Source organism: Paenibacillus sp. FSL R5-0345 (genome assembly GCF_000758585.1).
Lineage (GTDB): Bacteria > Bacillota > Bacilli > Paenibacillales > Paenibacillaceae > Paenibacillus_AQ.
The window spans coordinates 5,320,535-5,333,694 of record NZ_CP009281.1 but is presented as its reverse complement, the minus strand read 5'-3'; the positions used below and the strand labels follow the sequence as shown (position 1 = coordinate 5,333,694).

At 44.5% G+C, this 13,160-nt stretch carries 14 protein-coding genes; 13 read left to right on the top strand and 1 reads right to left on the bottom strand.

Going from position 1 to position 13,160, the window contains the following annotated elements; genetic code table 11:
* Nucleotides 1–21 precede the first annotated feature (21 nt).
* Both R50345_RS23620 and R50345_RS23615 read left to right on the top strand, forming a co-directional pair.
* Nucleotides 22–1,179 carry a GGDEF domain-containing protein gene (locus R50345_RS23620; RefSeq protein ID WP_042130590.1) on the top strand — a complete coding sequence of 386 codons (1,158 nt, stop codon included), beginning with the start codon at nucleotides 22–24 and terminating at the stop codon, nucleotides 1,177–1,179.
* Nucleotides 1,180–1,517: 338 nt separating this feature from the next.
* Entirely contained in the window at nucleotides 1,518–2,702 is a 1,185-nt protein-coding gene (locus R50345_RS23615; RefSeq protein WP_042130587.1) for a glycosyltransferase, read from the top strand.
* Nucleotides 2,703–2,795: 93 nt separating this feature from the next.
* Here the strand turns inward: R50345_RS23615 and R50345_RS23610 are convergent, their stop codons facing one another.
* Nucleotides 2,796–3,782, bottom strand: a complete 987-nt coding sequence (locus tag R50345_RS23610) for a diaminopimelate dehydrogenase (protein WP_042130586.1) — start codon at nucleotides 3,780–3,782, stop codon at nucleotides 2,796–2,798.
* Between the two features lie 230 nt (nucleotides 3,783–4,012).
* Here R50345_RS23610 and R50345_RS23605 point away from each other — a divergent pair, with 230 nt between their 5' ends.
* The 11 genes from R50345_RS23605 (at nucleotide 4,013) to R50345_RS23555 (ending at nucleotide 13,158) form a co-directional block, all read left to right on the top strand.
* Entirely contained in the window at nucleotides 4,013–5,233 is a 1,221-nt protein-coding gene (locus R50345_RS23605) for an SPOR domain-containing protein (RefSeq protein WP_197069711.1), read from the top strand.
* Between the two features lie 251 nt (nucleotides 5,234–5,484).
* Nucleotides 5,485–5,730 carry a DUF4321 domain-containing protein gene (locus R50345_RS23600; protein ID WP_042130585.1) on the top strand — a complete coding sequence of 82 codons (246 nt, stop codon included), beginning with the start codon at nucleotides 5,485–5,487 and terminating at the stop codon, nucleotides 5,728–5,730.
* Between the two features lie 34 nt (nucleotides 5,731–5,764).
* Nucleotides 5,765–6,361, top strand: a complete 597-nt coding sequence (locus R50345_RS23595; RefSeq protein ID WP_042130583.1) for a Maf family protein — start codon at nucleotides 5,765–5,767, stop codon at nucleotides 6,359–6,361.
* Nucleotides 6,362–6,385: 24 nt separating this feature from the next.
* Nucleotides 6,386–7,075 carry a RadC family protein gene (radC, locus tag R50345_RS23590; RefSeq protein ID WP_042130581.1) on the top strand — a complete coding sequence of 230 codons (690 nt, stop codon included), beginning with the start codon at nucleotides 6,386–6,388 and terminating at the stop codon, nucleotides 7,073–7,075.
* Nucleotides 7,076–7,114: 39 nt separating this feature from the next.
* A complete protein-coding gene (locus R50345_RS23585; RefSeq protein ID WP_042130579.1) occupies nucleotides 7,115–8,149 on the top strand; it encodes a rod shape-determining protein in 1,035 nt (344 codons plus the stop codon).
* Nucleotides 8,150–8,211: 62 nt separating this feature from the next.
* Nucleotides 8,212–9,090: a rod shape-determining protein MreC gene (mreC, locus tag R50345_RS23580; protein WP_042130577.1), complete on the top strand. Its 879-nt coding sequence runs from the start codon at nucleotides 8,212–8,214 to the stop codon at nucleotides 9,088–9,090.
* Entirely contained in the window at nucleotides 9,090–9,620 is a 531-nt protein-coding gene (mreD, locus tag R50345_RS23575; RefSeq protein ID WP_081389959.1) for a rod shape-determining protein MreD, read from the top strand. Before mreC ends, mreD begins: the two co-directional genes overlap by 1 nt.
* Before the next feature lie 79 nt (nucleotides 9,621–9,699).
* Entirely contained in the window at nucleotides 9,700–10,359 is a 660-nt protein-coding gene (gene minC / locus R50345_RS23570; protein WP_042130575.1) for a septum site-determining protein MinC, read from the top strand.
* 5 nt (nucleotides 10,360–10,364) lie between these two features.
* Nucleotides 10,365–11,159 (top strand): septum site-determining protein MinD, encoded by a 795-nt coding sequence (minD, locus tag R50345_RS23565; protein WP_042130573.1) that lies wholly within the window; start codon nucleotides 10,365–10,367, stop codon nucleotides 11,157–11,159.
* Nucleotides 11,160–11,459: 300 nt separating this feature from the next.
* On the top strand, nucleotides 11,460–12,323 hold the full coding sequence (locus R50345_RS23560) for a M23 family metallopeptidase (RefSeq protein WP_042130571.1): 864 nt from the start codon (nucleotides 11,460–11,462) through the stop codon (nucleotides 12,321–12,323).
* Nucleotides 12,316–13,158, top strand: a complete 843-nt coding sequence (locus R50345_RS23555; protein ID WP_042130570.1) for a M50 family metallopeptidase — start codon at nucleotides 12,316–12,318, stop codon at nucleotides 13,156–13,158. The genes R50345_RS23560 and R50345_RS23555 overlap by 8 nt, the downstream gene beginning before the upstream one ends.
* Nucleotides 13,159–13,160 lie beyond the last annotated feature (2 nt).

Below are 13,160 nucleotides of genomic sequence, written 5' to 3'. Positions count from 1 at the left end.
GGGGAGGTGAACTTCACTCATATGCATCTGGATCTCCAGACACTGCTGATATGTCTCTTTCTATGGCAATCGTTCACGGTGCTGCTTATCGTGGTATATCGTTTACGTTACGCACAGGAACAGACGTATTCATTGTTTATCACAGCAAAATATTTGCAACTAGCAGTCTTGATCCTTTTATTGCTGAAGGATTATATAGATTCGTCACTTAGTCTACCGATCATAGTACTTCTTGCTTTGGCTGGCGGTACGCTCGAAAGCTTGGCGCTTCTGATGCTTCTCAGAGTATTCGGGAATAAGGTTGAGAAATATTATTCTATATTATTCGGAGTATCGATTATCGTTGTGGTGCTGATGTATTTGTTTAAGCAAGAGGATTCACTCGTTATTGCCGTTGCTTGCCTTGCGGGAGTTCTGATTATCGCCTACCCTGCTTATGTTTTATGTTTGAAGGTTATGGAGACCTCGCTACAAATGATAATGGGACAGCTATATTTTATTGTTATCTTATCGTTGGCAGGGAGAGCTTTGGAACCGCTGTGTTCCGTGTTAGGATTCAATACGCAAGTGACACAATTCCTTTATTTGATTTTTTATCTCGGTATTTATTTGTATATGTTTTTAGGAACCGCTGGAATTATGCTGCTTTATAGAGAGGATTCCTTTGCAGAAATGGAGCGGGTTGCAACTTATGATGAGTTGACAGGTATTTTGAACCGCAGGTCGTTCGTTCTGCGTGCTCGGCCTTTAATAGCTGCTTCAGCGATGAAGAAGCTGCCCTATTCTTTTTTACTGCTGGATGTGGATCACTTTAAGAGCATAAATGATACTTACGGTCATAATATGGGAGACCAAGTACTAACTGATCTGGCGTCTAAAATCGAGCAACAGCTTGGCAATGGTGATTTGATCGGTAGATTTGGGGGAGAAGAGTTCGCAGTACTTCTGCACAGAGCTGATGAGAAAAATAGTGATGTTATTGCTGAAGGAATGCGCACAGCCGTTTTAGGCTCAGTGATTCATGGTGTTCCGCTGCATTACACGATAAGTATTGGGGTCATTACGATAGAATCAGGCGAGCGTTTTTCTCTGAACAATCTCTACAAACTTTGTGATAACGCATTATATCAGGCTAAGAAAAAGGGCAGGAACTGCGTCGTTAGAAGCTACGAAATATAAAAGTGTTTTTCTTTCGTCATTAGACGAGGAAGACACTTTTTTTTGTTGCATAAGGAATGGTTCATTATACCTAACGACTATGACAATTATGTTTAGAGAATTCATGTTCATGAATCTCTGGAAAAAAGAGATTTTTGGGTTGGATTATCAAAAAAATGGCGATTTATAAAGGTTTATCGCAATGAATTTCGAATAAAGGATGAAAATATATAATAAATTTAAAGCTTCCCCTATAAATCGACAAATATTTTATATGAAATGAGTTACTATTGAACTGCATCTAAAGTTGCAGTGGAAAGTGGAGAGGGTTTAATACAAAAATACAAGGAGCCAGAGTCATGCGAGAAAAAATGCTGTTCCTATCAGCTCAGAATCAAAGCGCAGAGGATCTAGAAGGAGAAATGAGAACAGGGAGTATTCTCGAGATTTTGCTTGGGAAATTTGATATCGATTTGCTGACGTATTCCAGTACGCACAAGGAAATGTCTACAAATGATGGAACTTCACTAAAGGTTCATTACATTAACGGGTGCATTACCTCATGGAAATCCATGCTGCGTCCCTTACATATATTACGGAATTTCACTAATCGGAGTCATGCAGATAAAGACATGAAGAGCACCATCATGGAGCTTTGCAGATCGAATAATTATAGACATGTATTTATATCGCATAGCTTGCTTGGGAATTGTATAGATATGGTTCGGAATCTGCTACCTGAGGCAAGTGTTATTACAGATACGTATCGTTTTGAGAGCGGCGTTGCCGTTGGAAAAGAAATCGGAAGGCCGAACAGCGGTAATCCTTACCATAAACTAAATGAAGCTTTGATTCGGCGGCATAAACGGAGACTAATGAATAAAACAGGGGTACTCCTGGCAACCTCGGAATGGGATGCCCTTAAATTCAAATCCTTATCCTTTGCGGATGCTCGTAAGGTTCATGTTGTTCCTCATTTCATAAAAATGAACGAGTACGACGCTTTTACTGAGCCTGTTGCAAAAGAAAATTCAATAGTTCTGCACTGGAATATGAACACCAGACAGGGAATTAAAGCCGCTCAAAACTTCTTTAAGAAAAGCTACCCATTGATTAAGGAACAAGTGCCTGATATCAAGTGTTACATAACTAGTCATGAGGTTCATTCGGAAGTGTTGACGCTTATAAAAGAAGATGTATCAGTAGTTATCACTGGACCTTTGAAACCGTCAGCGGATTATATTCGTCGAGCTAAAGCGGTTCTAGTGCCTATCCTTGAAGGCTGTGAGGTCTCCAGAAACATTCTGGAATCATGGGCACTCAAAACGCCAGTTGTTACTAGCTCTATGGTATGTGAACGATTGAACTGTGAGCATAACCGTAATATTTTGCTTGCTAACAGCTCAGTTGATGTTGTAGCTAGTGTAATAACGTTGTTAAAGAATCCCGAGATGGCAACGATTATTGCTGATCGGGCGCATCGCACATTGTTGAAGGATTACGAAGTGAATTATGTGAAGAATAAGATTCTTAGTCTTGTATAGAAGGTTTGCCCGAGAAGGGTGTGCCTGCAGTATATAAAAAAACCGCGCGGACGTTTTAGGATCCAACGCGGTTTTTTATATTCTTGTATGATTTTACAGCAGGTTGCGGCGCAATTCTTCCGGAGATTTAGGAGACAGCATTCCAAGTGGAATATCGAATACTGTACGCGCTCCGCTTTGTCCTTCTTGACTCATGCGCTGAGCGGCTCTGGCATAGGCTACGAGAACACTAGCTGTAAATTCTGGATTGCTCTCCAGCTTCAGGCCGAATTCAATAATCTGCTTTGTGCCTTCCCCTGTTACACCGCTGCGAATAACAAACCCGCCGTGCGGAATTCCGCTATGCTGAGCTGCCAATTCTTCATCAGTGATGAAAGTAACCGTAGTATCATAATCTGCAAAATAGTTCGGCATATTCACGATTTCCTCGCGAATGCGTTCTTGATCTGCACCTGCCTCAGCAACAACAAAACACTCTCTGAGGTGCTTCTGGCGAGTGGTAAGCTCTGGTGTTTCGCCAGCGCGAATGGCATCAATAACCTCTTGTACTGGAACAGTATATTGTACACCGGCTTTCACTCCATCCACTCTGCGGATCGCATCGGAGTGACCTTGGCTAACGCCTTTGCCCCAGAAGGTATATTCTTTACCTTGCGGAAGAATGGCTTCAGCAAGCAGGCGATTCATTGAGAATAAGCCTGGATCCCAGCCGGTAGAAATTACGCTGAGTGTTCCACCTTGTTTAGCTGCGGCATCAACGGTCTCGTAGAACTCGGGGATTTTGGCATGAGTATCAAAGCTGTCCACGGTATTAAACATCCGGGCAATGGCTGGTGTTTGTTCTGGCAGATCTGTAGCCGATCCTCCGCATAGAATCATAACATCCACTTTTCCCTTATATTGTTCGACGGCAGAGATGTGCTCGAACTTCACACCGGTTTCTCCGGCTTCCAGTTGTCCAGGTTCTCTGCGCGTAAAGATCGCAACTAGCTCGATATCTTCACTTTGGTTGATAGCCTTACGTACACCTTTTCCTAAATTTCCGTAGCCTACAATAGCTGCTTGAATTTTTTGTTTCAGAAGAAGCCCTCCTAATCAGTAGTGAACTAAAGCACTATTTCTAGTTTACCTAGTATAGTGTACAATTTCAGCTCTTTTTATATAGTATATAAAAGTTACATGTAATGTAAACTGAATCTGCATAATCTTTCATAATTCCTAGCGCTTAAAAATAGCATATCTCTCTATTGTCTATCATATATTATTTATAGATTAGATGAGGTGAGGTGTAACTGTTGAATAACGGAAGAATGACATTCCGATTTGACGTGAACAAGGACGAGCCTAAACCAAAGCCTAAGGTGGTGGAGCGCTGGTCAAATGGCGGACTGGGCACAGCTGAAGAGTATGCTGAGGGGCTGCGTCAAGAGGTTGGCCCAGCGCAGCAGACATGGATTTATGAGCCTGATTTTCGTTCTACGCGTGAGGCACCGCCGGAAGATTCCTACGACTATTACTCGGGCACTGTAGATCCGCGTCAGGAAGAATGGGACGAACAGGATAAAGATTTTAGATATACACAACCATCGTATCTTCTTTCAGATATGGTTTCGGATAGCAGAGATGAATTAGAGCATGTATCCACTGGCAACTACGGAGGATCTTACCATACCCGGCGTCCCTCTTATTGGTGGAAGCTAGCTCTTTCTGTTACGGGAGCCATCGGCACAGGGGTGCTGCTTGGATATGCTGCACTTTCTTTTTTTTACGGAGGGAATATGGACAGTAGCTCTGGAAATGGGACAGCAGACATGGTGGCTACTTCAGTGCAGTCCAGTGGAGCTAAAGATCCGGCAGGTGTAGGCACATCGGGATTGCCGGTTACAGGAACTGAGAATGCAGGGAAGAACAGCATCCCTGTTCAAGTCGCAGCACAAAGCTATTATCTGTTACAGTACGGAGTATTCAGTACGCCCGCAGGTGCCGAGCAGGCCCGTCAGGAGCTGTTAAACGCAGGATTGGCTGCGGGTATGGACCCTGCTGACGGCAATCGTGTTTATGCCGGAATGTCATCGGACCGTGAACAGGCCAAGCTGCTAAGCAGCGGTCTGCAGAATCAGGGGATTGAGCTATATGTGAGAGAGGTGGCACTTCCGGGGGCAGACCAGCTTGTCTATTCCGGTAAAGCAGAAGAAGTGAAGAACTATTTCTCTGTAAGCGGGCAGCTGCTCAGCGAACTAAGCACTCAATCTGCTTCTTTATTAAGCGCTGGTCAAACGAGTACGGCAGCAAATACATCCGTTGTGAGTGATCTGCATCTGCAGTGGAGTGAAGCCGTCAAAGTGCTGGAGCAAAGCGTGTCTCCCGAAGCGAAAAGCATCTGCGCAGCGCTAGAGAAATCAATGAGCCAAGGGATATCAGCATTAAGTGAATATAACAAGAACAAGGCGCAGGGGCTACTTTGGGAAGTACAAGAATCGATGCTAAGCTTTTTGACTAGTCAGAAACAGTTACTGTCTGCAATGAATTAACGAATAAACGGGTGACTTTAAAAACAGCAAGCCTCTGGATGTTGGGGCTTGCTGTTTTGGCGCGATAGGATGGGAACTTCGCTATATTCCGATATATAACATAAACTGAAATGGATACAGAGGGTGGTATCCCTCCGCAACTTTTAGGGCAAATGGTGGTAAACATTACCGTAAGGGATTTTACGTTTGTATTGATCACAATTTCACCGTATAATAATTAGGGTGTCAAAAAATGGCGAGGGAAGACTGAGATGAAGAAGAAAAATGTAGGAACACTGCTGTTATTTCTAATTCTAGGTTGGCTGGCTGGAGCCTGGATCGCCAAGCTACTGCAGCCGGTAAAGGCTCTTTCTTTTCTAACAACATCGACTGTGCTTAAGTGGTCTCCGCGAGCCGATTTGGACATCATAACCTATGACATCACTATTCATTTGAAATTGTGCATGCTAAGTCTCATCGGTATTATTACAGCGGTATGGCTGTACCGAAGAGTGTAACTCTCGTTACTGATCAAGAAGGGACGTTTACAACGTGGACAACTCACAACTCATTATTTTAGCCTCAGGTTCACCGCGTCGACGAGAGCTTTTGTCTTTACTGGGCTTGCCTTTTGAGGTTATTACCAGCGAAGCTGACGAAAGCACACCACCTGACTTTACGCCGGAGCAAATCGTGCGCAGTCTGGCTTTGCGTAAAGCAGAGGCCGTTGTAGCTGCAGCAGGAGAGCGTAACGCAGTAATCGTTGGTAGTGATACGATTGTTGTGCTAGATAACACTGTGCTAGGCAAACCGGTGGACGAGCTGGACAGCAAATCGATGCTTACCAGACTTCAGGGCCGGAATCATAAGGTATACACGGGTGTAGCCTGTATCGGACTTCCGCATGGAAAGACTATAGTGGAGCACCGTGTTACTTCCGTAACGATGAGAGCAATGACTGAAGATGAAATTGTTGCTTATATAGCTACGGGAGAGCCCGCTGACAAGGCTGGCTCTTATGCGATACAGGGGCTTGGCTCGACCTTGGTGGAACGAATTGAAGGCTGTTATTTCAATGTTGTCGGATTGCCGCTGTCGCTTCTTGGCGAAATGCTGTCCGAGTTCGGTATAGCTGTATTGAACCGGTAGGAAGCTTGGGAAAGAGGGATAGGGATGGAGTCGCAATCAGTAATGCTGCGGGACCTCCCCCATGAAGAACGACCAAGAGAGCGCATGATGCATTATGGGGCGGAATCATTAAGTCAAGCGGAGTTGTTAGCCATTCTGCTGCGTACGGGAACACGCCGTGAATCGGCTATTCATATTGCTCAGCAGATGCTAGGGAAGATCGGTGGCCTGCGTGGGCTGGTTGACCTTAGCATCGAAGAACTGACCGAAATCAAAGGTATTGGCCCTGCCAAGGCCGTACAACTAAAAGCAGGCATCGAGCTTGGAAGGCGCCTTGCGAACTCCAGGTTTAACATGCCGGTCATTATCCGTTGTCCTCAGGACGCTGCAGAGATTCTGACCGAGCAGTTGCGTTATTTGCAGAAGGAGCATTTTGTCTGCCTGTTTCTGAATACGAAGAATCACGTGATTGGACAAGAAACGTTGTCTATGGGCAGTCTTAACGCTTCGATTGTTCATCCTCGCGAGGTATTCCGAGCAGCTATAAAATGTAGCAGTGCCTCTATCATATGCGCACATAATCATCCTAGTGGTGATCCAACGCCTAGTCCGGAGGATATCTCCTTGACTCAGAGACTGCTTCAAGCAGGTGAGATTGTCGGAATAGACGTGTTAGATCATCTAATTATCGGTGATAGCAGCTTTGTAAGCTTGAAAGAAAAAGGACACATGTAATATAAATGTGAAGATTTACTTAGGAAAAGGAGAATTAGCATGTTGGGTAGTTTTACGAAAGATTTAGGAATTGACTTGGGGACAGCGAATACGCTTGTCTATGTACGCGGTAAGGGGATCGTTGTAAGAGAGCCTTCCGTTGTAGCCATTAACACTGACACTAAGACGATTGAAGCCGTGGGTGAATCCGCTAAAAAGATGATTGGTCGTACACCCGGTAACATTCGTGCGATCCGTCCGATGAAGGATGGCGTTATCGCTGATTTCGACACAACGGCTACGATGATTAAATATTTTATCCGTCAAGCACAGAAACAGCGTTCCATGTTCCAACGTCACCCTAATGTAATGGTCTGCGTACCCTCCGGCATTACTGCTGTAGAGCAACGTGCCGTAGAAGATGCTACTAGACAAGCTGGTGCTCGTGAAGCTTACATTATCGAGGAACCTTTTGCTGCTGCGATCGGTGCAGATCTACCGGTATGGGAGCCAACAGGAAGTATGGTTGTTGATATCGGTGGAGGTACAACAGAAGTTGCTGTAATTTCACTTGGCGGTATTGTTACTAGTCGTTCCGTACGTGTTGCGGGTGATGAAGCGGATGAGTCGATCATTCAATATATCAAACGTCAATACAATCTAATGATTGGTGAACGTACTTCGGAACAGCTTAAAATGGATGTGGGTTCTGCTCTTCCGCTTGAGAAGGCTGAGACTATGGAAATTCGCGGACGCGATCTCGTAACAGGTCTGCCAAAGACGCTTACAATCACTTCCGATGAAATCTGTGAAGCTTTGTCCGACACTGTGAATTCTATTATTGAAGCTGTTAAAGTAACTTTGGAAAAATGTCCACCGGAGCTCGCGGCAGATATTATGGATCGCGGAATTGTTTTGACAGGTGGAGGCGCCTTGCTTCGTAACTTGGACAAGCTCCTTGCTCGTGAGACTGGAATGCCAGTTATTGTCGCTGAGAACCCTCTGGATTGTGTAGCTATTGGAACAGGAAAGGCGCTTGAAAATATCCATTTGTTCAAGAGCCGCAGCAGTTCCAGTCTTCGCTCTAAGAGATAAGCCTATGTATTGCCACTTGTGTAAGTCAACCCCTGTTATGGGAGAAATACTGTTGTTAGAGGGTGTTGAAACTGTTTAAACTCTTAAGCAATAAACGTTTGTTTATACTGTTGATTACACTGGTGCTGTTCATTGTGGTGATGGGCTTCAGCTTGGCATCAAGGAGCTCCTTGTCCTGGCCGGAGAATTTTCTTAGAGATACGACTGGTTTCGTGCAAAAAATGTTCTACAAGCCCGCTGGATATGTAGCGGGCTTGTTTGAAGATATCGGAAATCTGAAAGATCTTTCTAAGGAAAATGAGCAGCTGAAGATACTTGCTGCCCAATATGCGCGTGATAAAGCTCAATACAATTTCATTCAGGTAGAAAATGAGCAATTGAAGGAACAGTTGAAGTTCACAAAAGCTCAAGAGGAATTGTATAAATATCAATATCATATTGCGCAGGTGGTTAGTCAGACTACAGAACCAAGCAATAGCACGATTGTAATCGATTTAGGCGCCAAAGATGGCGTTAGACCAAATATGTCCGTGATTTCTGTTGATGGTTTGGTGGGGGTTATTAGTCAAGTCAGCAATTTCACTTCTACTGTGAAGCTGATGACTATGATGGATACGAATGACCCTAATTCTCAGCCGCCAATTGCGGCAACTGCTATTTCCAAAGAGGGCAAGACCTTTGGTATGATTGAAAGCTATGATCCTAAGACAAATAGGTTATTGATGAACAAGATCCCGCCAGGCGATCCGATTGCACCGAAGGATGTTATAGTTTCCTCCGGTATTGGCGGATTGTATCCGCGAGGCTTGACCATCGGTACGGTTGAAAGTGTTGAGGTTGGTGAATTTGGATTAACTTCCACAGCAGTGATTAAGCCTTCAGCAGAATTCCAGGACTGGAAGCAGCTGATCGTTGTGTTTACGGAGGAGCGTGCTGAATAGTGAATATGCGCAGATCTGTTCTTGTTCTGTTACTGTTCCTCTTGTTTATTCTGGAGGGAACCATTCTGCCTTGGCTGATTCCAGATGCTTGGCAGATGCGAATTATTCCGAATCTAGTGTTCGTTGTACTATTGTTTGTGGCTGTATACCATCATCGTCATACGGCCCTTATATTAGGTCTATCCTTCGGAATGATACATGATGTCGTTTTTTATGGCAGAATTCTAGGAGCACATTCCTTTGCGATGGGTCTGTCGGCTTACTTAATCGGCCTTCTGTTTCAGATCCCGCGTGCTCCATTGCCTCTTATGATGACTGTGATTCTGCTCGGAAGCTTGCTAGAGGATAGCGTGTTATTTGGTATTTATAGTGTATTTAATCTCAATCAGGAGCCTTATAGCTGGGCGATTTTGAATCATATGCTGCCAACGATGCTCTTTCATTTTGCTATTGCTCTGATCCTCTACATACCGTTACGACGCCAGCTTGAGCTGATCAAGAAAGAGAAGAGTACGGAAGAAGCAGCATAAAGAGCTTCTAATTTCTTTCTTGATAAAGCAGGAATTTAAGAGGCCCGGCACGAATGAATGAGGATAGGGGGCCAGGCATATGACAGTAAAATCCAAGCATGTAAGGATTAAGGGCATCAAGGATGGCCTGATATTCCTGCTAGACGACAAATGTCCCTTCGAAGATCTTCTGAGTGAGCTTCGCTATAAGCTGGAGCACAGCCATCAAAATATTTTAACTGGACCGATTGTACATGTGGACATTAAGCTAGGCAATCGTCTCGTAACTGAGGAAGATAAGGAAGCTGTGCTGGAGATTCTGAAGGGACAGGGAAACCTACTGATTCGTTCCATAGAGGCGCTACCAGTACCCGGCAGTGAGGATAATGACGCGTTGTTTCTAATGAGCGGGATTCTTCGTTCCGGTCAGGTGCTGCACCATGATGGAAATCTTTTATATCTGGGAGATGTGAACCCAGGAGGGACCATAACCTGTTCAGGCGATATCTATATTCTAGGATCACTTAGAGGTATGGCGCATGCTGGAGTAGATGGCAATGAAGAGGCAATTATCGCTGCTTCATTAATGTCTCCGACACAACTGAGAATTGCTGATATTATCAGTCGTCCTCCCGATGAGTGGGAAACCCGTGAAAGCAGTATGGAATTTGCATATTTAACGAACGGAGCTATGCAAATCGATAAAATTCATAATTTAGTCAAAGTACGTCAGGATTTAAATGTGTTTAAAGGGGTGTAGCCTCCATGGGAGAAGCGATAGTCGTAACCTCGGGCAAAGGCGGAGTTGGCAAAACAACCACAACAGCCAATATTGGAACCGCACTTGCACTGCAGGGTAAAAAAGTATGTCTCGTCGATACCGACATTGGACTGCGTAATCTGGATGTAGTTATGGGGCTTGAGAATCGCATTATTTATGATCTTGTGGATGTAGCGGAGGGACGTTGTCGTTTAAATCAAGCACTCGTTAAAGACAAACGCTTTGATGAGCTGTATATGCTGCCCGCAGCACAAACAAAGGATAAAACGTCTGTCACTCCTGAACAAGTAAAAGATATCATTCTCGAACTGAAGAAGGAATATGAATATATTCTGATTGATTGTCCAGCAGGGATTGAGCATGGCTTCCGTAATGCGATTGCCGGTGCGGATAAAGCGATCGTAGTTACCACACCAGAGCATGCTGCTGTGCGGGATGCGGATCGGATTATCGGACTGCTTGAACAGTCGCATGTGGAATCCCCAAAATTGGTGGTAAATCGTATTCGTCCAGGTCTTGTAAAGTCTGGGGATATGCTTGATATTGAGGATATTTTACAGGTGCTGAATATTGACCTTATCGGAATTGTTCCGGATGATGAACTGGTCATTAAAGCCGCAAATAGTGGAGAGCCTACAGTTATGAATCCTGATTCGTCAGCAGCTATTGCCTATCGCAATATTGCACGTCGAATTTTAGGCGATGCTGTACCATTGATGCAGCTTGATCGGAAGCCGGGCGCATTTAAGAAATTTAAAAAGTTTTTCGGTATGGCTTAATTTTGCAAAATATAAGAAAGATAAGTTTCACACAATACTTTATGTCTTATATTTCTCGCTAAAACGCTTACCGTCCTTATAAGGACGCCGAATGCGTTTTTGCTTGCCAAGCAATCTTACTATAGAAGCATTAACGGTCCCACCACTTGAGAAATCTAAGGGGTGGGATTTATTTTGGGGAAAATAAGAATATTTGACCGTTTCAGGGATTTAAGTGCTCCGCCTTGGGCGGGCTTGTTCTAAAGAGACTTCCGTGCTTCATAAAATGGAAGTAAAACAAGCCCGTCCGGAGGGATAAATATGGATCTGAAATCAGATATCAAGAATCGCCGCAAGGAGCGTATTCGCAGTTTGTTGGAAGAAATCCCAGATATAGAAACAGCGGAGGCAGCTCCGTTATTCGTTATGCCCGAAAAGAGTACGAGCTTCAGAGAATGGGGAGCGGGATTTAAGGGGAATGATGAGCAATCCTCTATAGAGCCTGATCCAGAGGTGATGTGGAAAGAGAGACGTGGGGGCTGGGAGGAACCTGGTGGAGGGGGTTCTAATTTTTTTTCCGGCTTTATTCGAAGGGTCGTAGCCAGCGTGCTAGTGTTTGGAGCGGTGTGGGGAGTATTTACAATTCACCAGCCATGGTCCTATAAAGTTCAAGCTTTTGTGAGTGATGCCTTGAGCAATGACATGGATTTCACAGCAGTGCGGGTCTGGTATGAGGAGAATTTTAACGGTGCACCAGCGTTCATACCGATATTTGGGGATAAAGATGAACCTGCTCAAAAGGCAGCGGCTCATCATGAGCTTAGCGCTCCGGTAGCCGGGAGCATTGTGGAGCCTTTTGCATCCACGTTAAAAGGTGTTGAAATTATGCCTCAACTCGATTCAACCTTAAATGTGACGGTGAAGAGTATAGACATGGGACGCGTTCTTTCCATATCCAAAGAATTGGACGGAGGAATTCGAATTGCGGTCCAGCATTCTGGAGGAATTACAGCAGAATACGGACATTTAAGCGGCACCAAGCTGGAGATAGATGACTGGATTCAAAGCGGAGATTCACTTGGCTGGATGCTGGAGAAAGAGGGCTCCTCAGCACCAACGCTGTTTTTTGCCGTGATGAAAGACAAGACTTATATTGATCCTACAGAAGTGGTATCGTTTGATTAGGATCTTAGGGATCGATTTGTCACTACATCCATTGTTCGTAATCATCATGTTGTTCTCTGTACTCACAGGACAATTTCTGGAGCTGCTGACTTTATTTACGATCGTCCTCATACATGAATTAGGACATGTGGTGGCTGCCCTTCTGGTTGGTGTTACCGTCAAGTCGGTTCAGCTTCTTCCGTTTGGTGGCGTTGCGGTTATTGAAGATCATGGGCGGCTTACAGCTAGTCGTGAGATTGGCATTGCACTTGCCGGTCCGCTGCAAAATGGAATCATGATTGTTATGGCTCTTGGGCTTCAGCAGGCAGGTTACGGCAATCAGGAATTTTTAACCTATTTCATAAATGCCAATGCAATTATTGCACTCTTTAATCTAGTGCCTGTTCTCCCACTTGACGGAGGCAAAGTACTTCAAGCGACAGTGAGTCTATTCCTTCCTTATTACTATACTTTGCTGTGGAGCGGACGAATTAGTGTTGCTGCAAGTGTTCTTGTGATTGTTTATGCGCTACTGCCCCTTGGAGCGGGTGGAGGACTCAGGCTGAATATGGTCATGATCGGTGCCTTTCTGCTGTATTCAAATCTTACGGATCATCGAAATTTACCGTACCGATTCGTTGCATTTTTGATGAATAGGGAGGCTGTCTACGAGTATCATTTGCGGACAGGTAGTGTGGCTCGTCCAATTGTTGCCTTATCGGCGAAACCTTTAGATGCTATATTGCGTCTATTTAAACGTAATCAATATCATTTTATCTATGTATTAAACGGCAAAGGAAATGTTGTTGCTGTTGTGCCGGAACAGCGCTTAATATCTACTTACTTCGGAATGTAGTG